This is a genomic window from Methylobacterium sp. J-070 (assembly GCF_022829385.1).
Taxonomy (GTDB): domain Bacteria; phylum Pseudomonadota; class Alphaproteobacteria; order Rhizobiales; family Beijerinckiaceae; genus Methylobacterium.
Genome location: NZ_JAKSXX010000116.1, coordinates 29,207 through 54,719 on the forward strand (window position 1 = coordinate 29,207; position 25,513 = coordinate 54,719).

Here is a 25,513-nt window from a genome sequence, read left to right on the forward strand (position 1 = left end):
ACGGTCACCCCTCCCCCCTCTGCGGGGGAGGGTACCCTGCGCAGCAGGGGGGGAGAGGGGAGCGCGGCGTCTGGACGGGGCAGAAGCCTTCGTGAAGGCCGACTCATTTCCTTCTGCGTCGCTCCCCTCTCCCGACCCCTGCCGACGCAGGGGCCACCCTGCCCCGAAGGGGGGGGAGGGAGACGCCGCGTCACGGATCCGGAGTGCTCCGCCCCATGCTGAGCCTCAGCTTCACCCCCCTCATCCCCTGGCCGGCCATCGCCGTCCTGGGCGTGATCGTCGCCGTCCTGGCGGTGTTCGCCGTCCTGGCGCGGGGCCGGACCGCCTGGCTGCGCGCCCTCGTCCTCGCCCTGGTGCTGGCGGCGCTGACCAACCCGGCGCTGGTGCGCGAGGACCGCGAGCCCGTGAAGGACGTCGCCGCCATCGTGGTCGACCGGTCCGGGTCGCAGGCGCTGGGCGATCGTCCGCAGATGACCGACACGGTCCGGGCCGAGTTGCAGCGCCGCTTCGGGGCGCTCACCGACATCGAGCCCCGGTTCATCGACGTGCCCGACGCCAAGGACGGCGACGACGGCACCAAGCTGTTCACCGCCCTCGGCCAGGCGCTGGCCGACGTGCCGCCCGAGCGCCTCGCCGGGATCGTGATGCTCACCGACGGGGTGGTCCACGACATCCCGGCCTCCCTGGCCCAGCTCGGCGTCAAGGCGCCGCTGCACGTGCTGGTCACCGGGCATCCGGACGAGCGCGACCGGCAGATCAAGCTGCTGGAAGCGCCCCGCTTCGGCATCGTCGGCCGCGACCTGACAATCCGCGCCGAGGTGATGGAGCGCGGCGGCACCGGCCACGCGGTGGTCACCGTGCGCCGCGACGGCGAGGAGATGGGCCGCCGCGACGTCGCCACCGACAAGCCGTTCGCGCTCAATCTGCGGATCGAGCATGGCGGGCCCAACGTCGTGGAGATCGAGGTCGAGCCGCTGCCGGGCGAGCTGACCACCGTCAACAACCGCGCGGTGCTGCCGATCGAGGGCATCCGCGAGAAGCTCCGGGTGCTTCTGGTCTCCGGCGAGCCGCACCAGGGCGAGCGCACGTGGCGCAACCTGTTGAAGTCTGACGCCAACGTCGACCTCGTGCACTTCACCATCCTGCGGCCACCCGAGAAGCAGGACGGCACGCCGATCTCGGAACTTTCCCTGATCGCCTTCCCGACCCGCGAGCTGTTCGTCCAGAAGATCAAGGATTTCGACCTGATCATCTTCGACCGCTACGCCAACCAGAGCGTGCTGCCGCAGGCCTATTTCGACAACATCGTCCGCTACGTCCGCGAGGGGGGCGCCCTTTTGATCGCCGCCGGGCCGGAATTCGCCGGGCCGGCGAGCCTCGCGCGCACGCGCCTCGCCGGCATTCTGCCGGGCGATCCGGACGGGCGGGTGGTCGAGAAGCCCTACAAGGCGACGCCGACCCAGGTCGGCCAGCGGCACCCGGTCACGCGCGCCCTGCCGGGCTCGGACGCGACCCCGCCGGCCTGGGGTGACTGGCTGCGCATCGTCGAGGCCCGGACCCGCCCGGGGATCCAGCCGATCCTGTCGGGGGCCGAGGGGTTGCCGCTCCTCGCCCTGTCGCGGGAGGACAAGGGCCGCGTCGCCCTGCTCCTGTCCGACCATGCCTGGCTGTGGGCGCGCGGCTACCAGGAGGGCGGCCCGTATCTCGACCTGCTGCGCCGCCTCGGCCACTGGCTGATGAAGGAGCCGGCGCTCGAGGAGGAAGCCCTGCGCGCGCAGACCACCGGCCGCGGCCGGGAGGTCCGGGTCGAGCGCCAGACCATGGCGGACCAGACCGAGCCGGTCACCGTCACGGGGCCGACCGGCAAGGTGACGACGCTGACCCTCAAGCCCGGCGAGCCCGGCCTGTTCACCGCGACCTTCGAGGCCGAGTCGCTCGGGCTGCACACGCTGCGCTCGGGCAATCTCGTGGCCTTCGTCAGCGTCGGGCCGGCCAACCCCCGGGAACTGGCCGACGTGTTCAGCGACACCGAGCGCCTGAAGGCGGTGGCGGAGGGCTCGGGCGGCTCGATCCGGCGCGTCGCCGAGGCCGGCGGCGCGGTCCAGGTGCCGCGTCTCGCCACCGTGCGGAGCGGGCGGCTCGCGGGCGCGGACTGGATCGGCTTCCGGCCGAGCGACAGCGCCAACATCCGCGGCGTCGAGGTCTATCCGCTGGCGCTGGGGCTGGCGGCCCTGGCCGCGCTGGCCGCCGCCCTGCTCGCCATGTGGCTGGTGGAGGGACGGCGAGGTCGGGCTGCGTGAGGGGGGCTCGCGCGCCCTATCCTGCAATGCGGCGCACGCCTGCACGCTCGACGGGCGGGGCGCGCTCGGCCTATGAGCCCCGATACCCGCCCCCCGCGCGGGTCCACACACCGGAGACAGCCTGCCCGTGACAGCGAAGACCGTGACCGGACGCCTCCTCGCCGCGACGCTCCTGGCCGCGTGCCTCCACCTCGCCCCGGCCCGCGCGCAGGAGCCGTCCGCGATGCCGTCGACGCCGGCGCTCCCGCCGGCCGCCACGGGCCAGTGGACCTATGCGCTGACGCTGATGGGCCAGCCGAAATACGGTCCCGACTTCAAGCATTTCGACTATGCCGACCCGGCCGCCCCCAAGGGCGGCCTCGTGCGTCTCGGCGCGCAGGGCGGGTTCGACAATTTCAATATCGTCGTCGCCGGCCTGAAGGGCGATCTCGAGGGCGGGATCCAGCAGATCTACGATCCGCTGATGACCCAGTCGTCGGACGAGCCGTTCACCTCCTACGGCCTGCTCGCCGAGGCGGTGCGGGTCGCCCCCGATCTCGGCTCGGTCTCGTACCGCCTGCGCGCGAATGCCCGCTGGCACGACGGCCAGCCGATCACCCCCGAGGACGTGGTCTGGTCCTTCGACCTGCTCAAGGCCAACAGCCCGTTCTACGCCGCCTATTACCAGACCGTCGCCAAGGCCGAGGCCACCGGGCCGCACGAGGTGACCTTCACGTTCACCGAGACCGGCAACCGCGAGTTGCCGCAGGTGATCGGGCAGCTCCGGGTGCTGCCCAAGCACTGGTGGACTGCCAAGGATGCCAACGGCAAGCCGCGCAATCCCACCGAGACCACCCTGGAGCCGCCGCTGGGCTCGGGCCCCTACCGCCTGGCGAAGTTCGATCCCGGCCGCAGCGCCACCTACACCCGGGTGCCCGACTACTGGGGCAAGGACCTGCCGGTGAATGCCGGGCACTACAACTTCGACACCGAGCGCTACGAGTATTTTCGCGACGGCACCGTGCTGGTCGAGGCGCTGAAGGGCGACCTCTACGACTTCCGCGCCGAGAACGTCGCCCGCAACTGGGCCACCGCGTACGACGACTTCCCGGCCGTGAAGGACGGGCGCCTGATCAAGGAGGCGTTCCCAGACCGCGGCATGGGCATCATGCAGGCCTTCGTGTTCAACACCCGCCGAGAGAAGTTCAAGGATCCGCGCGTCCGCCGGGCCTTCAACCTCGCGATGAACTACGAGGAGATGAACAAGGCCCTGTTCTACGGCCTGTACAACCGGATCAACTCCTACTTCTTCGGCTCGGAGCTGGCCTCCTCGGGCCTGCCGGAGGGCGACGAGAAGGCGATCCTGGAGAGCGTCAAGGACAAGGTCCCGGCATCGGTCTTCACGACGCCCTACGCCAACCCCGTGAACGACAGCCCCGAGGCCGTCCGGAAAAACCTGCGCGAGGCCGTCGGCCTGCTACGCGAGGCGGGCTACGAGCTGCGCGGCGGCAAGATGGTCAACAAGGCCACGGGCGAGCCGCTGACCGTCGAGTTTCTGGAGTTCCAGAACACCTTCGAGCGGGTGATCCTGCCGTTCTCGGCGCAGCTGAAGCTGATCGGCATCGACGCCACGCTGCGCGTGATAGACCAGGCCCAGTACCAGAACCGGATCCGCGGCTTCGACTTCGACGTCACCACGACCTCGTGGGGCGAGTCGCTCTCGCCGGGCAACGAGCAGCGCGAGTACTGGGGTTCGACGGCCGCCGACAAACCGGGCTCGCGCAACCTGATCGGCATCAAGGATCCCGGCATCGACGCGCTGATCGAGAAGGTGATCTTCGCCAAGGACCGGCCGGGCGTGATCGCCGCCACCCGGGCGCTCGACCGGGTGCTGCTGGCCCACGACTACGTCGTGCCGCAATGGTCCTCCAACCAGCAGCGGACCCTGCGCTGGAACCGGTTCGGCCACCCGGCGATCCTGCCGCTCTACGCCAGCTCCGGCTTCCCCACGACGTGGTGGTACGATGCCGCGCTCGCGGCCAAGACCGGGGCGCCCCGTTGACGGGTCGCCTCTGGACGCCGAGCCGGCGCGCGCTCGTCCTCGGTGCCGGCGCCCTCGCGGCGATCCGGCCGGCCCGGGCCGTGGGCGGGGAGCGCCACGGCCTGTCCAGCTTCGGCGAGCTGAAGTATCCGCCGACCTTCGACCATTTCGACTACGTGAACCCGATGGCGCCGCGCGGGGGCCGCTTCTCGACCCAGCTCGCCGGCACGACCGGCAACCAGGCGTTCAACACCTTCAACACGTTGAACATCTACGTGCTGCGCGGCGAGGGCGCCGCCGGGATGAGCCTGACCTTCGACAGCCTTATGGTCCGGGCGCTCGACGAACCGGACGCGGTCTACGGACTGGCAGCGCGGTCGGTGGCGGTCAGCCCGGACGGCCTGACCTACACGTTCGCGCTGCGTCCGCAGGCCCGGTTCCACGACGGCTCCCGGCTCACCGCCCGCGACGCCGCCTTCAGCCTCACGCTCCTGCGCGAGAAGGGCCATCCCGAGATCGCCGAGGTGATCCGCCCCATGACCGAGGCCCAGGCCGACGGCGAGGAGCGGCTGGTCGTGACCTTCGCGCCCGGCCGCGCCCGGGACCTGCCGCTGTTCGTGGCGCAGCTGCCGATCTTCTCGGCGGCCTATTACGGCGCCCGCGACTTCGAGGCCTCGACCTTGGAGGCGCCGCTGGGCTCCGGCCCCTATCGGGTCGGCACGGTCGATCCCGGCCGCTCCATCGGATTCGTGCGGGTGCCGGATTACTGGGCCGCCGACCTGCCGGTGAATGTCGGCCAGAACAACTTCGACACGATCCGCTACGAGTATTTTCGCGATCGCACCGTGGCGTTCGAGGCGTTCAAGAGCGGCGCCTTCACGTTCCGGGAGGAGTTCACCGCCCGGGTCTGGGCCACGGGCTACGACTTCCCGGCGCTCACCGAGGGCCGCGTGGTCCGCGACACGGTGCCGGACGCGCGGCCCAGCGGCACGCAGGGCTGGTGGATCAACACCCGCCGCGCCGCGTTCCGCGATCCCCGGGTGCGCGAGGCGATCGGCCTGTGCTTCGATTTCGAATGGTCGAACCGGAACCTGATGTACGGCGCCTATGCGCGCACGGCCTCGTTTTTCGAGAACTCGGACCTCAAGGCGACGGGAAAACCTTCGGCCGAGGAACTGGCCCTGCTGGAGCCGCTGAAGGACCTGCCGCCCGAGGTTTACGGCGAGGCCTGGACGCCGCCGGTCTCGGACGGGTCCGGCCAGGACCGGGCGCTGCTCAAGCGCGCCGACACGCTGCTGCGCGAGGCCGGCTGCACCCGCCAGGGAGGCACCCTCGTGCTGCCGAGCGGGCAGCCGCTGACCCTCGAGTTCCTGGACGACGACCCGGTGTTCGAGGCGGTGACGCAGCCGTTCATCCGCAACCTCGGGCTGCTCGGGATCAAGGCGAGCCTGCGCGTGGTCGACCCGTCGCAGTACCAGACACGGCTCAAAGATTTCGACTTCGACGTCACGCCGCGCCGCTACAGCAGCGGCCTGACGCCCGGGGCGGAGCTGCGCGAGACCTACGGCGCCCGGGCGGCCGCGACCGCGGGCTCCAACAACCTGTCGGGGATCGCGAGCCCGGCCGTCGACGCCCTGCTCACCGCGATCGCCGACGCCCGATCGCGGGCGGACCTGACCGCCGCCTGCCGGGCCCTCGACCGGGTGCTGCGGGCCGGGCGCTACTGGGTGCCGATGTGGTACGCCACCACCCACCGCCTCGCCCTATGGGACGTCTACGGCCGCCCCGCCAGCCCGCCGAAATACGACCTCGGGGCGCCGGGGGTCTGGTGGTTCGACGCCCAGAAAGCCAAGCGGATCGGGCGGGGCTGAAGGCCTGTCTCGCGCCCAATCACGTCCGGAGACTTTGAATGGCCCGTCGACGCTCCCGTCCCCGCCGGACTCACACATCGTGATCGGCCGCATGGCTGCCAGAGGGAGCGCGGGTCTCCTCCCCCGTGCTGGAGAGGGGGCCGGTCGCGCCCTTCCCGAGCCGATGCGGTAAGTTCGCCGCCGCCATCGCGCCATCGAGGGCAGGATTTCGTCGTCAAGCGAAGGCTGAGAGACCATGATCGCCTACATCCTGCGCCGCATCGGCCTGATGATCCCGACGCTGCTGGGGATCATGCTGATCACCTTCACCATCGTGCAGTTCGCCCCCGGCGGACCGGTGGAGCGGGTGCTGTCGCAGCTCCAGGGTCAGCGTGACGGTGCGATGTCGCGTGTGACCGGCGGCTCCGGCGATCTCGGCGGCGGCTCCCGGCCCTCCGGCGGCGGCGGCGAGGCCGGCTCCCGCTACCGCGGCGCGCAAGGATTGAGCCCGGACTTCATCGCCAAGCTGGAGAAGCAGTTCGGCTTCGACAAGCCGGCGCCGGAGCGCTTCGCCAAGATGCTCTGGGATTACGCCCGGTTCGATTTCGGCCGCAGCTATTTCCGGGACGTCACCGTCATCCAGCTCATTCGGGAGCGGCTGCCGGTCTCGATCTCGCTCGGCCTGTGGATGACCCTGCTGTCGTACGCGATCTCGATCCCGCTCGGCATCCGCAAGGCCGTGAAGGACGGCGAGCGCTTCGACCGCTGGACCTCCTTCGTGGTGATCATCGGCTACGCGATCCCGGGCTTCCTGTTCGGGCTGATGCTGATCATCCTGTTCGCGGGCGGCTCGTTCTACCAGTGGTTCCCGCTGCGCGGCCTGACCAGCGAGGGCTGGGAGGGCTTCTCCACATGGCACAAGGTCACCGACTACGCGTGGCACATGGTGCTGCCGCTGACCGCCCTGGTGATCGGCGCCTTCGCGACCTCGACCCTGCTCACCAAGAACTCGTTCCTCGACGAGATCCGGAAGCAGTACGTGCTGACCGCCCGGATGAAGGGCCTGTCGGAGCGGCGCGTGCTCTACGGCCACGTGTTCCGCAACGCCATGCTGATCGTGATCGCGGGCTTCCCCGGGGCCTTCATCTCGGCCTTCTTCACCGGCTCGCTGCTGATCGAGACGATCTTCTCCCTCGACGGCCTGGGTGAGCTGTCCTTCCGGGCGATCGTCGGGCGCGACTATCCGGTGGTGTTCGCGACCCTGTACATCTTCTCCCTGCTCGGGCTCGCGGTGAACCTGCTGTCGGACCTGATCTACGTCTGGATCGACCCGCGGATCGATTTCTCGGCACGGGCGACCTGAGTGATGCAGCTCCGACCCCGGACGCCGGGGAGGGTCCAGGACGGGCCGGGCAGCGGCGCCGATCTCGCTCAGGCCTCCGGGGCCAGGCTCGCGACGAGCTGGTCCAGCTGCTCGAACTGCTCGCCCCAGCCGCTGGTGCTTCCGGAGGCCATGGCGTCGTCGAGCGCGTCCTTCGACGGATAGAGTTCGCGCACGATGACCCGTGTCGCGCCATTCCATGCCTCGAAGGTCACCGTGGTGACGGCTCCGTCGTCACCGCCTTCGTCATTGGTCCAGACGAGGCGGCCATGCGGCGTCACGTCCAAGTATCGACCGAAGAACGCCATGGGCTTCTCCGAGGACGGGTGGCCCATCATCAGCCGGTAGGTTCCGCCGGTGCGGATATCGGCCTCGAAGGAGACCAGAGAGACGCCGAACGATTTGGGCGCCCACCAGCGCCGGAACAGGTCCGGCCTCGTCCAGGCTTCGAACACGAGGTGCACCGGGCCGTCGACGATTCGGGTGACGACGAGCTCCCTGTCCGATGTCCGCTCCACCGTCGTGCGGGCCTTCCCGGCGGCGGGATCACTCCGTCTGCCTGCGTCCATCGAACGTCTCCCTCTGCTTCAGTTCTTCGACGATCTGATCCAACGCATCGAATCGCGACGCCCAGAGCCCGCGGTACGCCTCGATCCAGGCCGTCTCCTCCGCCAACGTGCTGCGGCCGAGCTTGCAGGTCCGCACGCGTCCGATCTTCTGTGTCGTGACCAGTCCCGCCCGTTCCAGGACGCCGACGTGCTTCTTCATGCCCGTGAGGGTCATGTGGAACCTGTCTGCCAGTTCCGTGATCGACGCATCGGCACGCCCCAAGTGCTCCAGGACGCCCCGGCGTGTGGCGTCCGAGAGCGCCGCGAAGGAAGCATCGAGGCGCGTCGCCAAAAGCTGAACCATCGAGTTCAGTTTCTATCGGATCGGGCGGGATCCCGCAAGTTGACGCGCCTCGGCCATCTGGACACGAAACCTTCTGGCGACGGTGAAGGGTTGAGGACTGACGGTGGCGCATCACCCGAGAGCCGAGGCTCCGTCCTGAACGCAACTCCCTCGTCCACCGGGTCCGGGTCGACGGTCCGAGGTGGCTATCGCGGAGACGCGCGGAGGCGCCTCCGGCATCGGCGACGCCGGATCGCGCGGGTCCCTCGATCGCGGTCCGCGCGGCCCCGTACCGTCAGGGCGTTATGCCGGGGTCGGGTCGCGAGCGGGTGTGACGGCGATGTCGGCTTCGATGCCTCGGCCATCCGGACGACGACCCTCGCGAACCCACCCGATGCGGACCTTCAGGGGGATCTCGCGCGCTGGATCCGACCCGCGAGGCGTTCGGGTCAGGCGAGCGGCGAGCCCGGATCCGGCAAAGCGATCGTCGAGGTCGCCTCGAGGATCTGGTCCGGGCCGCCCTTCGGCGGCCAGACGCCGGCCCCGTAGGCGTTTCCGCGCAGAATCGCCCGCTCCTCCAGGCTGGAGAAGGCCCAGATGTGCGTGATCCGCGGCGCGCCGTCGAGGGCGTAGAGATTGGTCACGAGGTGCGCGGTGTAAGCCCGGGCCGGCGCCATCGCCGCCTTCCAGGCCGCCAGCGTCGGCGCGAGGCCGCCCGGCCGGAGCCGGTAGGTGCGGACCTCGTAGACGCCGCCGCGCGGGCCGGTCTGCAGCGGCGGCAGGAACGGGAACGGCGCGTAGCTGTCCATCGTCAGGGCGGTGAGCAGATCGCCGGCATGGAAGGGGGCGGCGCTCATCAGGGCGCGCCGCCGCTCCGCGGTCATCGCCTCCGGGGTGTCGAAGCCGCGCAGGACGATTACCCGCCCGAGGGTGCCGATGTCGGTCCGCCAGCAGCCGAGCAGCGTCCCGGCCTCCGCCTCGGCCGCCCAGGTTCGCGCCCGCTCGCAGACTTGGCCGAGCGACAGCAACGGGCACGACAGCGTTGCGAGTTCGTAGAGCATGGTTCGACCGACCCGGTTGAAGCAGTCCTCTCCGTCGTCTCGCCCGCAGCGAAGGGACCAGCGTAGCGCGGCATCGACGGGCGCGGCGCCGCTGGATGGCTTCGCTGCGCTCCCACGGACGCCGACATCCTCGGCCGGAGGACGCCGCACCCTCGGCCTCCAGGCTCACGGTGGAAACTGGGTCGCTTCGGCAACCCGGCAAGGATCAGGCGGGCGCCTGGCGCGCTCCGGCCGGCCCCAACACCCGCGCCATCGTCCCGCGCAAGGCCTGCGCGCTCCGATATCCCACCGCCGCCGCCACCGCCCGGGGTGGCCGCCCTTCGGCGGCGAGGGCCATCGCCCGGATCACCCGGGCCCGGGCCCGCCAGTCGCCGAAGCTCAGGCCCGTCTCGGCGCGGAACCCCCGCGTCAGGGTGCGCCGGCTCGCTCCGGCGCGGTCGGCCCAGGCATCGAGGTCGTCCGCCGAGGCCGGATCCGCGATGATGCCGAGGCAGACCCGGCGCAGGCGCGGATCGCGGGGAAGCGGCAGGGTGAGCGGCGTCTCCGGGGCGCGGCCGATCTCGTCGAGCACCAGGGCGGCGAGGTGGCCCCCGCGCCCGTCCGCCGCGTAGAGGATCGGCTCCTCGGCCAGCGCCACGAGAGCCGCCGCCAGGAGGCGCGACACCGCGATCACCCGGCAGCCGGTCGGAAAGCCCACGACCGCTGCCGGATCGAGATAGGCCGAGCACATCGCCACGGCGCCGTGGGTCGCCACCGCGTGCGGGAGGCGCGGCGGGATCCACAGGGCGTGACCGTCCGGCACGACCCAGGTTCCGTCCTCGGCCGAGGCCATCATTAGGCCGGCGGTGGCGTAGAGCAGCTGCGCCCGCGGGTGGAAGTGCCGGTCCAGCACCATCCCGGCCGCGTACGTCTTGGGCATGACCGCGACGGCGCGGGGCACGTCCTGGTAGTCGGCGGCGTTCGTGGACCGCGCGGATCCCGGCGAGAATGGCCCGTCTCCATACATGTCCGGCCCGACACCTCCAGCGGGTCAGGCTATCAGGGGATCGTCCCGGAGGATACGCCGCATGGAACCGGATACCCTGTCCCGCCGCACCCTGCGCTTCGTCAATGTCGCGCACGCCCTCGACCACTTCGTGCTGCTGATCTACCCGACCGCCGTCATCGCCATCGCGAGCCAGACCGGCCTCGGCTACGGCGAGCTGATCGGGCTCGCCACCGGCGCCTTCGTGGCCTTCGGCCTCTGCTCCCTGCCCATGGGATCGCTCGCCGACCGGTTCGGGCGCCGCACCATGCTGGCGGTGTTCTTCTTCGGCTACGGGCTCGCGTGCCTCGGCGTCGCCACCGCCTCGACGCCGCTCGGCTTCGCGTTGTGGCTGTGCGTGCTCGGCCTCGCCTCGGCGATCTATCACCCGGTCGGCTCGGCCATGCTGGTGACCCATGCCCGCCGGCTCGGGCGCGATCTCGGCATCAACGGCGTCTGGGGCAATTTCGGCGCGGCCTCGGCCTCCGGCGTCACCGCGCTCCTCGCCACGACACTCGGCTGGCGTGCGGCCTTCGTGGTGCCGGGCCTCGTCTGTCTCGGCTGCGGGCTCGCCTTCCTGGCGCTGGTGCCGGGCGACGGCGAGGCCGGCGGACGCAAGGCCGGCGGCGCGGCGGTGATCCCGGTGACGCGGCCCTGGGCGCTGATGGCGCTGTTCGCCCTGGCGATCTTCGCGGGTGGGCTGACCTTCAACCTGACGACGATCAGCCTGCCCAAGGTGATCGACGAAGGGGTCGGCCACGCCTTGCCGCTGGCCCTGATCGGGTCGCTCGCGACCGGCGTGTTCCTGTTCGGCGCCCTGATGCAGCTCGCCATGGGCCGGCTGATCGACCGCTTCAGCCTGCCGGCCCTGTTCGCGGCGCTCTCGGTGCTGCAGCCGCTGGGCCTGGGGATCGCGGCCCTCTCCACCGGCCTGCCGCTGCTCGCCGGGCTCGTGCTCGCCATGACGGCGATCTACGGGCAGGTGGTGATCAACGACGCGATGATCGCACGCTACGTGCCCCCCGCCTACCGGGCGCGGGCCTACAGCGTCCGCTACTTCGTGGGCTTCACGGCGAGCGGCTTCGTGGTGCCGGCCATCGCGCTCCTGCACGACCGCGGCGGCTTCGCGCTGGTGCTCGGCCTTGCCTCGGCCTGTGGCGCGGTGATCTGGCTGTCGGCCCTCGGCTTCCTCAAGCTGACCCAGGGCGGCGACCGGCCGGCGCTGGCGGCGGCGGAGTAGCGCGGCCGTTTGCGAGACCGCCTCGACGCTGCTACGCGGCGAGCCGTCCGATCCCGCGAGCGCACCGTGACCGCATTGTCCCTCGTCATCCGGCCCGAGCGGCCGGAGGATGCCGCCGCCATCGCGCGTCTCCAGGCCCGGGCCTTCGGACCCGGCCGCTTCGCCCGCACCGCCTACCGGCTGCGCGAGGGGGCGGCGGAGCGGATGGACCTCGGCGTCACCGCCTGGGTCGGCAGCTTCCTGGTCGGCTCCGTGCGGATGGGGCCGGTGCGGGCCGGGCCGGCGGCCTTCGTGATGCTGGGCCCGCTCGCGGTGGATCCGAGCTTCGAGGGCCGGGGCATCGGCGGGACCCTCGCCCGCGCGGCGATCGAGGCGGCCCGGCAGGCGGGCGAGGGGCTGGTTATCCTGGTGGGGGACGCGCCCTATTACAGCCGCTTCGGTTTCAGCCCGATCCCGCCCGGGCGGCTGACCCTGCCGGGTCCGGTCGACCCCGTGCGCCTCCTGTGGCTCGAACTCACCGACGGATTCGCCGCGGGTGTCGCGGGTCCCGTGGAGGCCGCACGCGACCGGTAGCCGGACGGCCGCCTTCCGGGTCTGCGGCGGCCGTCGCTGCCACCTCCGGCACAGGTCGCGCGTTACGGTCGGCGATCGGACGCGCGCCCCCGCGCCGTGCCGATCCTCGACAGGGAGGCGCCGATTCACGACGTCGAACCCGCGCGCTGGTCGTCCCGCGAAACCGACACGTGGCACCGGATCGCCCGCCACCCCTTCGAGCGCGCGGACCACGGCCTCGACTTCACCCGGCGCCTCGCCCGCGACCGGGGCTGGTCCCTCGCCTACGCCCGCGGCGGCGTCGAGGCGTATCGCCGCTTCTGCTTCCTGGCGGTGACCTGCGGCGTCGAGGTTACCCCGAGCGAGGAGGTCGACGAGGTCTGGCACCAGCACCTGACCTATCCCCGCGATTACTGGGAGGTCTGGTGCGCCGGGGTGCTCCGGACACCGCTGCACCACGATCCCACTTGGGGCGGCGCCGCCGCGGATGCGCGCGACCGGGCTCAGTATGCCGAGACGCTGGCGCTGCACGAGGCGTGGTCCGGACCCGCCGATCCGGCCTACTGGCCGGCGACGCACCGGCGCTTCCGGCGGCGCGCCCGCTTCCGGGTGGTCGACCGCGACGGGGCGCTGATCCTGCCCTGGCGAGGCTGGATCGGCGGCGTCCGGGCCGGGGCCGGTCTCGGCCTCGCCGGATCCCTGTTCCTGCAGGACGCGACGCCGCCCCGGGCCGCCGGGACCGCGCTGCCGCTCAACCCGTTCGATTGGCCGGCCCAGCCCTTCCTGATCCTCTACGGCGGCCTCTGCCTCGCGGCCCTGGCGACGGTCGTGGCGCTGGGTCAGGCCAAACGTCGGCCCGGGCGCGATCGGCCCGATGCCGACCCGCGCGCGGACGCGGTCGCGGGCGTGGCCGGCGACCTGGACCTCCTGCATCTCGCCTGGCGCGCCGGCGGGCGCGGCCGCGCCGCCGACACGATGCTGGCCGACTTCATCGACGCCGGCTCGGCGCGGATCATCGGCGTCGGCGCCGGGATCGGCCTCATGCGCGGCCCCGAGATCGAGGTCGACAGCCGCGGCGCCACGCTGCTCGAACCCGTCGCGGGTTTCCGCGGCGCGGTCCAGGGGCGCTACAGCGACCGGCGCTTCGTGCAGGACATCGCGCCGGGCCTCGCCGCCGTGGAGGCGGATCTGCCCCCCGCGGCCTCGCGCCGGAGCGCGCAGGTCGCCCGGATGCACCGGCGGATGGCCGCAGTCGCCTTCGGCCTGATCAAGGTCGCGGTCGGCCACGCCCGGGACAAGCCGGTCGGCTATCTCCTGGCGCTGATCGCGGCCACCATCGTCCTCGCCCTCGTCGTCGCGATCCTGACGCCGCCCTGGACGCCGCTCGTGGGCGCCGCGCTCGCGCATTACCGGACGCGGTATCGCCGGGCGGCGACGGCGCCGCAGGACCACGAGGTGCTGTTCGCCTTCGCCCTGAGCGGCGCGGCAATCCTGGCGGGCACCCACCTGGCCGAGCTCGGCAGGCTCATCCGCGCCCAGGCGGGCGGCGGGGGCGACTGAAGACCGCCCTCACGCCCGCCGCAGCGCCAGTCCGGCGATCAGCCCGGCCGCGAGCAGCGCCAGCGCCACCGGCGTCGCCGAGGTGGCGGGCCAGGCGGAAGCCGCAGCGGTGAAGATCGCCCCGAAGGTCATCTGCGTGAAGCCGTAGAGGCTAGAGGCAGAACCAGCCGCGTGCGGATCGACGTTCATCAACCCGGCCACGGCATTGGGACTGAGCAGGCCGACGCCGACCGCGTAGGCGAAGAGCGGCACGATCAGGCTGACGACGCCGAGCATCCCGGTGCGGTCCACCGCCAGCAGCGTCAGCGCCGCCGCGATGCAGAGGAGGTTGCCGCTCCGGGCCGCCTTGCGGATCGGCACCCGCGCGGCGAGCCGGCTCGCCAGGACCGCTCCGCCGACCATGCCGAACACCACGATCAGGCAATCGAACCCGACCTCCTGCGAGGAGCGCCCGAGCCGGTCCACGAGCAGGAACGGCGCCACCGCCAGGAACGCGTACAGGCTGGTGCCGCCGCAGGCCCCCGCCACCAGGTAGGCGCGGAACACCGGGACCCGGACCAGCCGGAGATAGCCCGCCAGCACCGCGACGAAGCCCGGCAGCGCCACCTTGTGCCGGTTGGTCTCGGGCAGGGTGAACACCACCGCGGCACCCAGCACGGCGACGAGGCCGGCCAGGACCACGAACACCGCGCGCCAGCCGAAGGCCTCGTTCACCGCCCCGCCGATCGCCGGCGCCAGGGCCGGGGTCAGCGTCATCGCGGTGGTGAGGATCGCGAGCTTGCGGGCCGCGTCCTCGCGGGTGGAGACGTCGCGCACCATCGCCCGGCCGATCACCAGCGAACCGCAGGCCCCGAGCGACTGAAGGACCCGGGCGACCAGCAGGACGCCGATATTCGGTGCGGGGATCGCCAGGAGCAGGCCGGCGAGATAGAGGCCGAGACCGCCGATCAGGATCGGGCGCCGGCCGTACCGGTCCGAGAGCGGACCGTAGAGGAGCTGGCCGCCCGCGAGCCCGATCAGGTAGACGGTGATGGTGAGCTGCGCGCCCGCCGCGCTGGTCCCCAGGTCCGCCGCCGCCGCGGCGAGCGCCGGCACGAAGATGTGCAGGGCGACCGTTCCCGTCATGGTGACGGCGACCAGCAGCGGCAGGGGTGCCCGGCGCTCCCCCGCATCGGGTCTTCGCTCTGGCAAGGGCGTTCCTTCGCGGTGTCCAACCCCGCGGGACGGCGGGTCGCGGCCGCTCTCAAGGCAAAGGTCGGGCCCGGAGCCATGCCGCGGGGACGGATCCACCCCGAGGATCCCGAGGCGCGCGCCTCCCGGGATCGGAGCCTCCGGGGTCCTGCGCGCTCCGGCCCGGGCTCAGACTACGGCTTCGGGGCCGACGGCGGGGCGTTCGGGTCCTTGGCCGGGCCGCCGACGTCCAAGTCCTTGGCGCGGTCCACCGCCTCGGGGTTCGCCTGGGCCGGCGGCTGCTTCGCGGCGGGCGCGGCCGGGGCGGTCGGCTCCGCCGGGATCGCGCTCGACGGGGTGCCCGTCTGGTCACCGTCATGGGCGTTGGCCGGCGGCGCCGGCGCGTTGCGGTCGCTCGACTCGCTGGGCGCGCGCGGGCTGCCGGGAGACTTCTCCTCGACGGGCTTGGCGGTGCTGGTGTCGGCGGGCTTGGCCGGGCTCGCCTTGCCCTCCGACGGCTTCGCCGCGGCGGGCTTGTCGGCGGAAGGCTTCTCGGCGGCGGGCTTGTCCGGGGCGGCGGCCTTGTCGTCGGGCTTTGCCGCGGCGGGCGTGGCGGCGGGCGGTGCCTCGCTCTTCTCGGCGGCGGGCAGCGGCTTGGGATCGTCCGCGTTGGAGCGCAGGTAGGCGATGACGTTGGCGCGCTCCTGCGGCGAGGCGATGCCGGCGAAGGCCATCTTGGTGCCCTTCACGTAGCCCTTCGGGTTCGTCAGGAACGCGTCGAGATCGTCGTAGGTCCAGGCGCCGCCCTTCTCCTTCATGGCCGCCGAATACTCGAAGCCGGGATGCGCCCCCTTCGGACGCTCGACGACGCCGTACAGGTCCGGCCCGACCTTGTTGGGGCCGCCCTTCTCGAAGGCGTGGCAGGCGTGGCAGGCCTTGGTGCCGGCCTCGCCCTTCTCGGCGTTGGCGCTGGCGAGCCGGACCGCGATCGGCTCGACCTTGGCCTCCGGGGCCGCGGCGGCGGCGGATTCCGGCTCGGGCTCGGGGAGATCGTAGCCGGCTTTGCCCGCCGGCCGCGGATGGTAGATCAACTCGGCCACGAAACCCGATCCGGCCGCGAACAGCAGGGCGCCGAGGACCGCACCCAGGACCTTGTTCACCTCGAACGAGTTCATGCTCTTCTCGCGACTCGGCCGGGGCCAGTCGCGCGCCTGGCACGGGCCAGCAGACTCGGACACCGGACATTGGAAGATTTCGAGGTTGCCTTAGCCGTTCCGGGCGGTTCCTGACAATGCCGAGATGGCCGTCCGCGTCGCTCAGGCGCAGGAATGTTCCACCGAATTGTCCAGCTTGTCACCGGCGGGCCTCACGGATCTGACGGCGGATCGCCGTCGGCGGACCCGGCCGGACCCGGGGGACGACAACCGCGGACGGGCCTGTTAAGCACCCGCCGGCATCCCGGCGCGACCGCCCGGTCCGCGTGCCCTGACCGAATTCGCATGTCCGATCCCCTAGTCCTGATCCCGGCCCGCCTCGCCGCGACGCGTCTGCCCAACAAGCCGCTGGCCGACATCGCCGGCGAGGCGATGATCGTCCATGTCTGGCGCCGGGCCATGGAGGCCGGCATCGGTCCCGTGGTGGTGGCCACCGACACGGCGGAGATCGCCCGGACCGTCGAGGCGGCGGGCGGGGTGGCGGTGATGACCCGGGCCGATCATCCCTCGGGCTCCGACCGGCTCGCCGAGGCGCTGGAGATCATCGATCCGGAGGGGCGCCACGACGTGGTCGTCAACGTGCAGGGCGATCTGCCGACCATCGATCCTGCGATCATCGGCGCCTCCATCCTGCCGCTCGCCGACCGCACGGTCGACATCGTCACCCTCTGCGCAGCCATCACCGACCCGCACGAGGCCGACAACCCGAACGTGGTCAAGCTCGTGGGCCACGCCGTCGGACCCGGGCGCCTGCGCGCGCTCTACTTCACCCGCGCCCGGGCGCCCTGGGGCGAGGGACCGCTCTGGCACCATATCGGCCTCTACGCCTACCGGCGCACCGCGCTGACCCGGTTCGTCGCCCTGCCCCCGGGCGAGCTGGAGGTCCGGGAGAAGCTGGAGCAGCTCCGGGCGCTGGAAGCCGGGATGCGCATCGACGCCGCCATCGTCGACGACCTGCCACTCGGCGTCGACACCCCCGCCGACCTGGAGCGCGCCCGCGCCCTGCTCCGGGGCCGCCGCCTGAACTGAGCGCACGGACGAAGCCTGCCCGCCATGACCGACCGCACCATCGCCTATCAGGGGGAGCCCGGGGCCAACTCGCACATCATCTGCGCGGAGGCCTATCCGGACTGGACGCCGCTGCCCTGCGCGACCTTCGAGGACGCCTTCGCGGCGGTCACGGAGGGCCGGGCCCGGCGGGCGATGATCCCGATCGAGAACTCGATCGCCGGCCGCGTCGCCGACATCCACCACCTGATCCCGACCTCGCCGCTGCGCATCGTGGCCGAGCACTTCCTGCCGATCCATTTCCAGCTGATGGTCCTGCCGGGCACCAAGGTCGAGGCCCTGCGGAGCGTCCACAGCCACGTCCACGCGCTCGGCCAGTGCCGGCGGATCATCCGCCGGCTGGGCCTGAAGGCGGTGGTGGCGGGCGACACCGCCGGGGCCGCCCGCGAGATCGCCGAGATCGGCGACCCGAGCCGGGCCGCGCTGGCGCCGGCGCTCGCCGCCGGGGTCTACGGGCTCGACATCCTGGAGCGCGACGTCGAGGACGAGGCACACAACACCACCCGTTTCGTGGTGCTCTCCCCCGACGCCGAGCCGGTCGCCGTCGGGACGCAGGCCTGCGTGACGAGCTTCGTGTTCCGGGTGCGCAACATCCCGGCCGCGCTCTACAAGGCGCTGGGCGGCTTCGCGACGAACGGCGTCAACATGTCGAAGCTCGAGAGCTACATGATGGACGGCGAGTTCACCGCCACGCAGTTCTACGCCGAGGTGGACGGCCACCCGGAGGATCCGGGCCTCGCCCGGGCGCTCGACGAGCTCGGCTTCTTCTCCCGGGAGCTGCGGGTGATCGGCACCTACCCAGCCCACCCCTTCCGCGAGGCGGCACGGCCGGCGGCGGAGTAACAAAGACCATTCAGCCTCGGCCATGCCGCTCGGGTTCATCCGGCCGAGGATCTCAAGACCTCACTCCCGCCGCAGCACCCGGTCCGCGGCCAGATCCGACCAGAAGCCCGGCCGGAAGTCGCGCTTGAGCGCCTCGGGGTCGTAGACCGTCTCGACCCAGGTCAGGAAATCGATCCCCTGCGCCTCGCCCTCGACCCGGTATCGGGCGAAGAACGCGTCGAGGATGCCGGTCTTGGCGAAGCGGAGATGGCCGTAGCGGGCGGAGAGCTGCCGGGCGGCCTCCGCGACCGGCCGGCCCTCGTGCAGGATCAGGTACAGCGCCGAGGCGAGGCCGGCCCGGTCGGCGCCCGACTTGCAGTGCATCACCGCCGGATACGCGATGCCGGCGAAGAACGCCTTGGCGCCGAGGATGGTGTCCCGGTCCGGAGCCTCCCGGGAGCGGAGCACGAACTCGACGAGCGTCAGCCCGTGTCGCTCGCAGGCCTCGCGCTGCAGCGGCCACGACCCGTGCTCGCGGCCGCCGCGGAGCGAGATGATCGTCCGCACGCCCTCGGCCCGGAACCGGGCGAGCTGGTGCGGTCCGGGCTGGGCCGAGCGCCAGAGCCCGCCCGCGCCGACCCGATGGCGGTTGAGATAGGCGAGGCGGAACACGCCGTGGTCGATCAGCAGCATGTTGGCCCAGGCCATCAGCCGGTCGCCGGGGCCGGAGATCGGCCGCTCGAAGCGGGCGATCCGGGCCATGCGGCGCGCGTAGCGCGTCTCGGGCTTGAGGAAACGGTTGAACAAGGCCGTGCTGCCGCGGGAACCAACGGGCGCTCTATCAGCCGCCCGGGAAGCCGGCAATTCGGCGCTGCGGGGTTGACGGCGCCGTTCTTGCCTTCCCTCATGCCTTCACTCCGCCCGGATCGGCATCGAACCTGGGCGGACCGCGCGGGTTATCCGCCGGTCGGACGACGGGAGGCCCGAAGCCCATGAGCACGCGCACCACGAGCATCCGCCGGGCCCGGGAGGCCGACCTCGGCGGCTTGTCCAAGGTGTTCGACGCGTCGTGGCGCGAAGCCTATCGCGGGATCATCCCGGGCGTGACGCTGGAGCGCCTGATCGCCGGCCGTGACCGCGCATGGTGGCGCGGCACCCTGCGCCGCGGTCGGCCCGTGGCGGTGGTCGAGGTGAGCGATCTGGTCGTCGGCTACGCGTCCTACGGCCGGACCCGCAGCCGCGCCCTCGGCAGCGAGTCCGAGATCGACGAACTCTATCTCCTGCCGGAATACCAGGGCGTCGGTCTCGGCCGCCGCCTGTTCAGGGCCGTCCGCAACGACCTGGCGGATCACGGCCTGACCCGCCTCGGCGTCTGGAGCCTGGAGGACAACGACCGGGCCGGCGCCTTCTACGCGGGCCTCGGGGGCCGGCCGGGGCCCCGGGTGCTCGATCGCATGGCGGGGATCGCCCTGCCCAAGATCGGCTATCTGTTCGGCTGACGTTTTCCAGCACTCGTTGCCGGGCAGCGATGTCGACAGATTTGCATTGCCGGGCCGCGCCACTAAGAGGTCCTGGAAGCGGAGCTGACCGCGTTCCGGGACCAAGACGCCATGAATATCGACGCCATCCCGCTCGGCAAGAACCCGCCGCACGACGTGAACGTGATCGTGGAGGTGCCGCTCGGCGGCGAGCCGATCAAGTACGAGATGGACAAGGCGTCGGGCGCCCTGGTCGTCGACCGGTTCCTCTACACGCCGATGTTCTATCCGGGCAATTACGGCTTCATCCCCCACACCCTGTCGGGTGACGGCGATCCCTGCGACGTCCTGGTGGCCAACACCCGCGCCGTCCTGCCGGGCGCGATCATCAGCGCCCGCCCCGTGGGCGTGATGGTGATGCAGGACGAGGGCGGCGAGGACGAGAAGGTCATCGCGGTGCCGTCGCGCCACCTGACCAAGCGCTACGACCGGGTCGAGAACTACACCGATCTTCCCGACATCACGATCCAGCAGATCCAGCACTTCTTCGAGCACTACAAGGATCTGGAGCCCGGCAAGTGGGTCAAGTTCGTCCGCTGGGGCGACAAGGAGGAGGCCCACCGGCTGATCGAAGAGGCGATCGAGCGCGGCAAGGCCAAGATCTAGGCGCGTTCCGCGCGGGCGGCCCCCGGAACCCGGGCGGACGCGCTTCGGCCCGCCGCCCCGGCGTCCCGGCTCAGCCGTCGATGCGGCGCAGGCCGGCCCGGTAGCGGCGGGCATTCTCGACGTAGCGCAAAGCCGCCTGCCGCAGGGCCTCAACCGCCGCCTCGTCGAGGGTGCGCACGGCCTTGGCCGGCGCCCCGACGATCAGGCTGTGATCCGGGAAGGTCTTGCCCTCGGTGACCAGCGCGTTGGCCCCGATCAGGCAGCCGCGTCCGATGACGGCGCCGTTGAGGACCGTCGCGCCCATGCCGACGAGGCTCCCGTCGCCGATCGTGCAGCCGTGGACGATGGCCCCGTGGCCGACGGTGACGTCCGATCCGATGGTGAGGGGGAAGCCGGGATCGACGTGCATGATCACCCCCTCCTGCACGTTGGTCCGGTCGCCGATGCGGATCGGCTCGTTATCGCCGCGCAGGGCGGAGCCGAACCAGATGCCGACGTCGAGGCCGAGATGGATGCGGCCGATCACCTGCGCGTCGGGTGCGATCCAGACCCGGTCGGGATCGGCGAGCTGCGGCACGTGGTCGTCCAGGGCGTAGAGCGGCATGGCGGGTTCCGTGGGCTTTCGGCGCGCGGGCGCGGCGGGCGGCGGCCCCGCGCGGGCGCGGGTCGGATCCGAGGGCCGGATCCTGTCGCCGGAATGGCACAGGCGTCGGCGGCCCGCCAATGCTAACAGGGCTCGGGTAGAGGCACGCGTCCGCCGCGGCGGCACCCGCCGGGTGTGGGGGACGCGGCAACCGGGTTGAGGCGAGATGAGGCGGCTTGCGGCATCGATCGCTCTCCTGGGCCTCCTGCTGGCGCAGTCCGCGGCGGCCGACCTGCACGAGATGCGGCAGCCCGACGGCTTTCGGGCGACCTGCGAGGATCTCGGCAGCTTCTGCTTCGCCGATGCCTGCGGCGGCGACCAGATCGATGCGGCCCGGGCGTGCCGGGCCCGGTGCCCGAGCGCAGCGATCCTGAGCGTGGTGCCGGCCGCTTGTCCCCGGACCGGCGGACCCGTGGTGCTGCGCAGCCGCGGCTGAGCATCGGCGCGCGCGTTTATCCGGTCTTTTCTCGAAGGAAAAATTCGGTTCCACCTGCGGCAACGAAACGCGGCCGTCGGCATTGACCCCACGGGATGACCGGATTTCAGGGACGGGGGCGCGGACAGATGCGCGCGAACAGGCGCGAGAGTGGCGCACCTTCGTGTTTGACGAGCGATCTTCAGCCACCGCAAGCCGGCCCGAATGCGGATCCCGTCCTGTACGGGGTCGCCGCAGCCCTCGCGTCGCTGTTTCCACCGGTCGTGCCGCAGCCCCCGAACGACGCGGGCGCCGGGAGCGAGGCCGACGCGGGCGAATTCGGCGGATCGACCTGAGCCGCGGCCCGAGGGCGCGACCGGGATCGCCGTTCAGCCGGCGAGCCGGGCGACGAGAAGCAGCGTCGCCAGCACCGGGGCCGCGGCGGCGAGCCACAGCGCTCCGGGATGGAGAGCCGCCGGCCCCGAGAACCGCAGGGTCCGCGTCATGCCCGGGCGCCGCTCCGGCGCGCGCCCGATCCCGATCCCGACTGGCATCCGCCCGCTCCTCGACACCGGAGGAGTGAGGGCCGCCGACCGTCAAGGCCTTCTGAATCGGCGGGCGCCTTCGCGCGGCGTGGTGAACCGGCCGTTAAAGGGCGCGGTCGAACTTCAGCTCGCCGTTGGGGCTCTTCAGGACGAGCTGGGAGCCGACGAGGTCCCACACGGCCGACGTGCGCAGGGCGACGAAGAACGCCTGCTCGATCGCGGCGAGACCCTTGTCGCAGCTCTTCTTGGTGAGCGCCAACGGGCCCACCGCGATGTGCTGCTCCTTCAGGGGGAAGGCCGTGGCGGCGAACGTGTTGCAGCCGCCGTAGCCGCGCGCGCGGTACTGCTTGTCGATGATGAAGCTCGGCCGGTCGCCGCCGGTGAACGGCTTACCGTTGAGGCTCACGGCCGTCCAGGTCGAGTCGAGCGGGAAGATCTTCTCGCTGGCCTTGGTCCCCGGCACGTACTGGGGCTTCTTCTCGTCCTCGCCGCCGGGCCGGCGGTTGCCGCGCCCGAATCCCGTCGGGGACCCGCCCATCTGGGCCTGCGCCTGCGTCACCGCGGAAAGGTCTGCGGCCAGCACGGCACAGGCCAAGGTCGCGATCAGCACCCCTCTCATCGTACAGTCCCCATCTCGCGCGCAGTCTTCCGGTCAGCCCAGTTCGGAGGATGCCGCGCCGGCGGCGCGTGCCGGCCTGCGCGAAGGCCGCCCCGAATCCATGCGCGTCAGCGGATGCGACAGGATTTCAGCACAATTATGGTCGTGCTCCGCCGCATCGCGTTCGGAAACGAACGGAGGCGGTGGCCGTTGTCGAAGATCGCGGGTCGGGAGGTTGGTCTTGGTCGGATCTGACGAGGGTGCACAGAGCGGGACCGGCGCGCGCCCGATGAGCCCGGCGCAGTCCCGGGCGGCCCGGGGTCTGCTCGGATGGTCCGAGGCCGACCTCGCCGCCAAGGTCGGTATCGACGAGCGGCGCGTGCGCGATTTCGAGAGCGGCTTCGGCGATCCGCCGAGCGGCCAGATCGAGGCGCTCCGGAGCGCCCTGAGCGCGGCGGGGGCCGTGTTCACCGATGCGCCGACGCCGGGCGTCCATCTCAGGGAGCGACCGGGCACCGACGAGGGGACGCGCGCCGACGCGCTGACCACCGAGAACGACCGCTGACGGCGCCTCGCCGCGTCGCTCATGGCGCGTTCAGCCGCCGCGGCCGATAGCCGGGGGATCGAGCTGCTCGCCGCTCCAGGAGCGATCCGTGACCGATCCCCACAGAAACCAGCCCCAGGCCGGCGCGCCGTCCGAGCGGGTCGCGCAGACGGGCACGGCCCGTTGATGCGCGCCGACGCCTTCCTGGCGGCCGCCGACGCGCTGCCGCTGGCGAGCCTCGACGCCCTCGTCGGACGCGGCGGCCTCGTCGTCGTCGCGCCCCATCCCGACGACGAGAGCCTGGGCTGCGGCGGCCTGATCGCCCTCGCGCGCGGGGCCGGGCGGCCGGTGCGGCTCGTCGTGGTCAGCGACGGCTGCGGCTCGCACACGCATTCCCGCCTGTACCCGCCCGAGAGACTGCGGGCCCTCCGTGAGGCGGAGACGCTGCGGGCCGTCGCGATCCTGGGGCTGGGGGCGGACGACGTGACCTTCCTGCGCCTGCCCGACGCCCATGTGCCGAGCGAGGGTCCGGTCGCCGAGGCCGCCGCCGAGGCGGTCGCGCGCGCCGCCGCCGCCTGCGGCGCCGGCGCGGCGTTCGTGACCTGGCGGCACGATCCCCATTGCGACCACAGGGCCGCCGCCGCCATCGTCGGCCTGGCCCGATCGCGGATGCCGGGCGTTCGGGTCTACGAGTACCCGGTCTGGGGTTGGACCCTGCCGCCGGAGACCGAGGTCGGCCCGGAACCAAACGGCCTGCGCCTCGACGTCGCCGCCTGCCGCGAGACCAAGGCCCGCGCGGTCGCCGCCCACGAATCGCAGACCACCGGCCTGATCTCGGACGACCCCCAGGGCTTCCGGCTGGAGCCGGCGATGATCGACCGGCTGTGCGGTCCCTACGAGCGCTTCGTCGCGGTCCCGGCATGACCCGGCACAGGCAGACCCTGCCGGACGACTATTTCGCCGGCATCTACGCCAGCGATCCGGACCCCTGGGGCTTCACCACCTCCCCGTATGAGCGCGACAAGTACGCGGCGACGCTCGCGTCCCTGCCGCGCGCGCGCTACCGGAGCGCCTTCGAGCCGGCCTGCTCGATCGGGGTGTTCACCCGCGCCCTATCCGAGCGCTGCGACCGCCTGCTGGCGACCGACCCGGTCGCGGCGGCCGTGGCGGCGGCTGGGGCGCGTTGCGCCGACCGGCCGGGTATCGAGATCCGCCAGGGAGCCGTGCCGGCCGGTTGGCCCGAAGGCCGCTTCGACCTGATCGTGCTGTCGGAGTTCCTGTACTTCCTGGCGCCCGCGGACCTCGCCGACCTGGCGCGCCGGGCCGGGGAGGCGATCGAGCCCGGCGGCGATATCGTGCTGGTGCACTGGCTCGGAGAAACCGACTACCCGCAATCGGGCGATGGCGCCGCCGAGGGCTTCATCGCCGGGGCCGCGTCCTTCGCGGGGATCCTCGCCCAGTCCCGGACGGACGCGTACCGCATCGACGTCCTGCGCGCCGGGACCGGGACGTGAGCACGGCGGTCATCACCCTGAACAAGGGCCGGCGGGCGCATCTCGAACGCCTGCTCGAAGGCCTCGGACGCGGCACCTCGCCCGAGGCCTGCATCGTGGTGGAGATCGGCGGCGACGCGGCGCCCCTGCCGGCCCGGGAGTTCCCGGTGGAGCGCGTGCCGTTCCCGCATTCCGGCCTCCCGCTGGCGGCGGCGCGCAATGCCGGACGCCGGGCCGCCAGAGCCGGCACGCTGATCTTCCTCGACGTCGACTGCATCCCCTCGGCGGGCCTCGTCGCCGGCCTGTCGCGGGCGGTGGCGGAGCAGGACGGGCTGATCTGCTGCGAGATCGGCTACCTGCCGGTCGGCGCGGTCACGGACGGCTGGCGCGAGGCCGACCTCGACCGGCTCGGCCACCCGCACCCGGTGCGCACCTTCCCCCCGCCCGGCACCGTGGCGCCGGCGCCGCAGGCCGGCCTGTTCTGGTCGCTCGCCTTCGCGGTCCGGGCCGCGACCTACGACCGGATCGGCGGCTTCGACGAGGCCTTCTCGGGCTACGGCGCCGAGGACACCGACCTGGCATTCCGGGCGGCCGCGGCCGGGGTGCCGATCCTGTTCCTGGGCGGCCCCCGGGCCTACCACCAGCATCATCCCGGCTACGACCCGCCGCTCCAGCATTTTCGCGACATCGTCGCCAATGCCGCACGCTTCCATGCCCGGCACGGGCTCTGGCCGATGGACGGCTGGCTCGACGGGTTCGCGGCCCTCGGGCTGATCGCGGCGGACCGGTCGAACGGCCTCGTGATCCTGCGGGACCCGACGCCGGAGGAGATGGCGGCGGCGCGCCTGCCGGACGACCGGCCGTTCTGATCACCGGCACCCACGGCCGTCCCCGTGCGGGCAGCGATGCGGAACCCGATGCCGCGCGTCGTCGCAGGGCGTAACGTGGCGACGGGGCGCCGTCGCGGCGACGGGCAGA

26 protein-coding genes are annotated in these 25,513 nt (G+C 72.1%); 16 read left to right on the top strand and 10 right to left on the bottom strand.

Annotation, left to right across the window (positions count from 1 at the left end; all coding sequences use genetic code 11):
• Positions 1-215: 215 nt before the first annotated feature.
• The 4 genes from MKL01_RS09240 to MKL01_RS09255 all read left to right on the top strand — a co-directional run bounded on the left by MKL01_RS09240 (position 216) and on the right by MKL01_RS09255 (position 7,533).
• Positions 216-2,300, top strand: a complete 2,085-nt coding sequence (locus tag MKL01_RS09240) for a hypothetical protein (protein WP_243904918.1) — start codon at positions 216-218, stop codon at positions 2,298-2,300.
• A gap of 127 nt (positions 2,301-2,427) precedes the next feature.
• Positions 2,428-4,341, top strand: coding sequence for an extracellular solute-binding protein (locus tag MKL01_RS09245; protein WP_409566231.1), 1,914 nt, complete (start codon positions 2,428-2,430; stop codon positions 4,339-4,341).
• A complete protein-coding gene (locus MKL01_RS09250) occupies positions 4,338-6,191 on the top strand; it encodes an extracellular solute-binding protein (protein WP_243904919.1) in 1,854 nt (617 codons plus the stop codon). Before MKL01_RS09245 ends, MKL01_RS09250 begins: the two co-directional genes overlap by 4 nt.
• 235 nt (positions 6,192-6,426) lie before the next feature.
• On the top strand, positions 6,427-7,533 hold the full coding sequence (locus MKL01_RS09255) for a microcin C ABC transporter permease YejB (RefSeq protein WP_243904920.1): 1,107 nt from the start codon (positions 6,427-6,429) through the stop codon (positions 7,531-7,533).
• Positions 7,534-7,601: 68 nt separating this feature from the next.
• Here MKL01_RS09255 and MKL01_RS09260 read toward each other — a convergent pair whose 3' ends face one another.
• From MKL01_RS09260 to MKL01_RS09275, 4 genes are all read right to left on the bottom strand, one after another.
• On the bottom strand, positions 7,602-8,120 hold the full coding sequence (locus tag MKL01_RS09260) for an SRPBCC family protein (protein WP_243904921.1): 519 nt from the start codon (positions 8,118-8,120) through the stop codon (positions 7,602-7,604).
• Positions 8,098-8,463, bottom strand: a complete 366-nt coding sequence (locus MKL01_RS09265; protein ID WP_243904922.1) for an ArsR/SmtB family transcription factor — start codon at positions 8,461-8,463, stop codon at positions 8,098-8,100. The genes MKL01_RS09260 and MKL01_RS09265 overlap by 23 nt, the downstream gene beginning before the upstream one ends.
• 428 nt (positions 8,464-8,891) lie before the next feature.
• Positions 8,892-9,503, bottom strand: a complete 612-nt coding sequence (locus MKL01_RS09270; RefSeq protein WP_243904923.1) for an NIPSNAP family protein — start codon at positions 9,501-9,503, stop codon at positions 8,892-8,894.
• A 205-nt stretch (positions 9,504-9,708) separates the two neighbouring features.
• Positions 9,709-10,422, bottom strand: coding sequence for a helix-turn-helix domain-containing protein (locus MKL01_RS09275; protein ID WP_409566232.1), 714 nt, complete (start codon positions 10,420-10,422; stop codon positions 9,709-9,711).
• A 148-nt stretch (positions 10,423-10,570) separates the two neighbouring features.
• On the opposite strand from MKL01_RS09275, the gene MKL01_RS09280 reads away from it, so the two are divergent.
• The 3 genes from MKL01_RS09280 (at position 10,571) to MKL01_RS35955 (ending at position 13,879) form a co-directional block, all read left to right on the top strand.
• Positions 10,571-11,767, top strand: a complete 1,197-nt coding sequence (locus tag MKL01_RS09280) for an MFS transporter (protein ID WP_243904925.1) — start codon at positions 10,571-10,573, stop codon at positions 11,765-11,767.
• A gap of 66 nt (positions 11,768-11,833) precedes the next feature.
• The gene (locus tag MKL01_RS09285; protein WP_243904926.1) at positions 11,834-12,340 is read left to right on the top strand and encodes a GNAT family N-acetyltransferase; all 507 of its coding nucleotides are present in this window, start codon (positions 11,834-11,836) and stop codon (positions 12,338-12,340) included.
• A gap of 96 nt (positions 12,341-12,436) precedes the next feature.
• A complete protein-coding gene (locus MKL01_RS35955; protein WP_243904927.1) occupies positions 12,437-13,879 on the top strand; it encodes a TIGR04222 domain-containing membrane protein in 1,443 nt (480 codons plus the stop codon).
• A gap of 9 nt (positions 13,880-13,888) precedes the next feature.
• Here MKL01_RS35955 and MKL01_RS09295 read toward each other — a convergent pair whose 3' ends face one another.
• Entirely contained in the window at positions 13,889-15,070 is a 1,182-nt protein-coding gene (locus tag MKL01_RS09295) for a multidrug effflux MFS transporter (RefSeq protein ID WP_243904928.1), read from the bottom strand.
• A gap of 173 nt (positions 15,071-15,243) precedes the next feature.
• The gene (locus tag MKL01_RS09300; RefSeq protein WP_243904929.1) at positions 15,244-16,224 is read right to left on the bottom strand and encodes a c-type cytochrome; all 981 of its coding nucleotides are present in this window, start codon (positions 16,222-16,224) and stop codon (positions 15,244-15,246) included.
• A 324-nt stretch (positions 16,225-16,548) separates the two neighbouring features.
• Here MKL01_RS09300 and MKL01_RS09305 point away from each other — a divergent pair, with 324 nt between their 5' ends.
• A complete protein-coding gene (locus tag MKL01_RS09305; RefSeq protein ID WP_243904930.1) occupies positions 16,549-17,292 on the top strand; it encodes a 3-deoxy-manno-octulosonate cytidylyltransferase in 744 nt (247 codons plus the stop codon).
• A 24-nt stretch (positions 17,293-17,316) separates the two neighbouring features.
• Complete coding sequence (locus MKL01_RS09310) at positions 17,317-18,174, top strand: prephenate dehydratase (RefSeq protein ID WP_243904931.1); 858 nt, start codon at positions 17,317-17,319, stop codon at positions 18,172-18,174.
• Between the two features lie 60 nt (positions 18,175-18,234).
• Here MKL01_RS09310 and MKL01_RS09315 read toward each other — a convergent pair whose 3' ends face one another.
• A complete protein-coding gene (locus MKL01_RS09315; protein WP_243904932.1) occupies positions 18,235-18,960 on the bottom strand; it encodes a tyrosine-protein phosphatase in 726 nt (241 codons plus the stop codon).
• 185 nt (positions 18,961-19,145) lie between these two features.
• Between MKL01_RS09315 and MKL01_RS09320 the strand changes: the two genes are divergently transcribed.
• Together MKL01_RS09320 and ppa are read left to right on the top strand one after the other, a co-directional pair.
• The gene (locus MKL01_RS09320; RefSeq protein WP_243904933.1) at positions 19,146-19,652 is read left to right on the top strand and encodes a GNAT family N-acetyltransferase; all 507 of its coding nucleotides are present in this window, start codon (positions 19,146-19,148) and stop codon (positions 19,650-19,652) included.
• A 111-nt stretch (positions 19,653-19,763) separates the two neighbouring features.
• On the top strand, positions 19,764-20,297 hold the full coding sequence (gene ppa / locus MKL01_RS09325; protein ID WP_243904934.1) for an inorganic diphosphatase: 534 nt from the start codon (positions 19,764-19,766) through the stop codon (positions 20,295-20,297).
• Between the two features lie 70 nt (positions 20,298-20,367).
• Here ppa and MKL01_RS09330 read toward each other — a convergent pair whose 3' ends face one another.
• Positions 20,368-20,901, bottom strand: coding sequence for a gamma carbonic anhydrase family protein (locus MKL01_RS09330; RefSeq protein WP_243904935.1), 534 nt, complete (start codon positions 20,899-20,901; stop codon positions 20,368-20,370).
• A gap of 205 nt (positions 20,902-21,106) precedes the next feature.
• Here MKL01_RS09330 and MKL01_RS09335 point away from each other — a divergent pair, with 205 nt between their 5' ends.
• Positions 21,107-21,376 carry a hypothetical protein gene (locus tag MKL01_RS09335; RefSeq protein ID WP_243904936.1) on the top strand — a complete coding sequence of 90 codons (270 nt, stop codon included), beginning with the start codon at positions 21,107-21,109 and terminating at the stop codon, positions 21,374-21,376.
• A gap of 368 nt (positions 21,377-21,744) precedes the next feature.
• Here MKL01_RS09335 and MKL01_RS09340 read toward each other — a convergent pair whose 3' ends face one another.
• Both MKL01_RS09340 and MKL01_RS09345 read right to left on the bottom strand, forming a co-directional pair.
• A complete protein-coding gene (locus MKL01_RS09340; RefSeq protein WP_243904937.1) occupies positions 21,745-21,909 on the bottom strand; it encodes a hypothetical protein in 165 nt (54 codons plus the stop codon).
• A gap of 94 nt (positions 21,910-22,003) precedes the next feature.
• The gene (locus tag MKL01_RS09345; RefSeq protein ID WP_243904938.1) at positions 22,004-22,519 is read right to left on the bottom strand and encodes an META domain-containing protein; all 516 of its coding nucleotides are present in this window, start codon (positions 22,517-22,519) and stop codon (positions 22,004-22,006) included.
• Between the two features lie 220 nt (positions 22,520-22,739).
• On the opposite strand from MKL01_RS09345, the gene MKL01_RS09350 reads away from it, so the two are divergent.
• The 4 genes from MKL01_RS09350 (at position 22,740) to MKL01_RS09365 (ending at position 25,404) form a co-directional block, all read left to right on the top strand.
• Complete coding sequence (locus tag MKL01_RS09350; protein ID WP_243904939.1) at positions 22,740-23,063, top strand: multiprotein-bridging factor 1 family protein; 324 nt, start codon at positions 22,740-22,742, stop codon at positions 23,061-23,063.
• Between the two features lie 165 nt (positions 23,064-23,228).
• A complete protein-coding gene (locus tag MKL01_RS09355; protein WP_243904940.1) occupies positions 23,229-23,966 on the top strand; it encodes a PIG-L deacetylase family protein in 738 nt (245 codons plus the stop codon).
• A complete protein-coding gene (locus MKL01_RS09360) occupies positions 23,963-24,556 on the top strand; it encodes an SAM-dependent methyltransferase (RefSeq protein WP_243904941.1) in 594 nt (197 codons plus the stop codon). Before MKL01_RS09355 ends, MKL01_RS09360 begins: the two co-directional genes overlap by 4 nt.
• The gene (locus MKL01_RS09365; protein ID WP_243904942.1) at positions 24,553-25,404 is read left to right on the top strand and encodes a glycosyltransferase family 2 protein; all 852 of its coding nucleotides are present in this window, start codon (positions 24,553-24,555) and stop codon (positions 25,402-25,404) included. Before MKL01_RS09360 ends, MKL01_RS09365 begins: the two co-directional genes overlap by 4 nt.
• Positions 25,405-25,513: the final 109 nt, after the last annotated feature.

What these genes read in the sequence shown, in the direction of transcription:
- MKL01_RS09240 (WP_243904918.1), top strand. Translation starts at nt 216, where the DNA reads ATGCTGAGCCTCAGCTTCACCCCCCTCATCCCCTGGCCGGCCATCGCC.
- MKL01_RS09300 (WP_243904929.1), bottom strand. Translation starts at nt 16,224, where the DNA reads ATGAACTCGTTCGAGGTGAACAAGGTCCTGGGTGCGGTCCTCGGCGCC.
- MKL01_RS09345 (WP_243904938.1), bottom strand. Translation starts at nt 22,519, where the DNA reads ATGAGAGGGGTGCTGATCGCGACCTTGGCCTGTGCCGTGCTGGCCGCA.
- MKL01_RS09310 (WP_243904931.1), top strand. Translation starts at nt 17,317, where the DNA reads ATGACCGACCGCACCATCGCCTATCAGGGGGAGCCCGGGGCCAACTCG.
- MKL01_RS09305 (WP_243904930.1), top strand. Translation starts at nt 16,549, where the DNA reads ATGTCCGATCCCCTAGTCCTGATCCCGGCCCGCCTCGCCGCGACGCGT.
- MKL01_RS09330 (WP_243904935.1), bottom strand. Translation starts at nt 20,901, where the DNA reads ATGCCGCTCTACGCCCTGGACGACCACGTGCCGCAGCTCGCCGATCCC.
- MKL01_RS09280 (WP_243904925.1), top strand. Translation starts at nt 10,571, where the DNA reads ATGGAACCGGATACCCTGTCCCGCCGCACCCTGCGCTTCGTCAATGTC.
- MKL01_RS09340 (WP_243904937.1), bottom strand. Translation starts at nt 21,909, where the DNA reads ATGCCAGTCGGGATCGGGATCGGGCGCGCGCCGGAGCGGCGCCCGGGC.
- ppa (WP_243904934.1), top strand. Translation starts at nt 19,764, where the DNA reads ATGAATATCGACGCCATCCCGCTCGGCAAGAACCCGCCGCACGACGTG.
- MKL01_RS09270 (WP_243904923.1), bottom strand. Translation starts at nt 9,503, where the DNA reads ATGCTCTACGAACTCGCAACGCTGTCGTGCCCGTTGCTGTCGCTCGGC.
- MKL01_RS09255 (WP_243904920.1), top strand. Translation starts at nt 6,427, where the DNA reads ATGATCGCCTACATCCTGCGCCGCATCGGCCTGATGATCCCGACGCTG.
- MKL01_RS09355 (WP_243904940.1), top strand. Translation starts at nt 23,229, where the DNA reads ATGCGCGCCGACGCCTTCCTGGCGGCCGCCGACGCGCTGCCGCTGGCG.
- MKL01_RS09260 (WP_243904921.1), bottom strand. Translation starts at nt 8,120, where the DNA reads ATGGACGCAGGCAGACGGAGTGATCCCGCCGCCGGGAAGGCCCGCACG.
- MKL01_RS09265 (WP_243904922.1), bottom strand. Translation starts at nt 8,463, where the DNA reads ATGGTTCAGCTTTTGGCGACGCGCCTCGATGCTTCCTTCGCGGCGCTC.
- MKL01_RS09360 (WP_243904941.1), top strand. Translation starts at nt 23,963, where the DNA reads ATGACCCGGCACAGGCAGACCCTGCCGGACGACTATTTCGCCGGCATC.
- MKL01_RS09320 (WP_243904933.1), top strand. Translation starts at nt 19,146, where the DNA reads ATGAGCACGCGCACCACGAGCATCCGCCGGGCCCGGGAGGCCGACCTC.
- MKL01_RS09275 (WP_409566232.1), bottom strand. Translation starts at nt 10,422, where the DNA reads ATGCCCAAGACGTACGCGGCCGGGATGGTGCTGGACCGGCACTTCCAC.
- MKL01_RS09335 (WP_243904936.1), top strand. Translation starts at nt 21,107, where the DNA reads ATGAGGCGGCTTGCGGCATCGATCGCTCTCCTGGGCCTCCTGCTGGCG.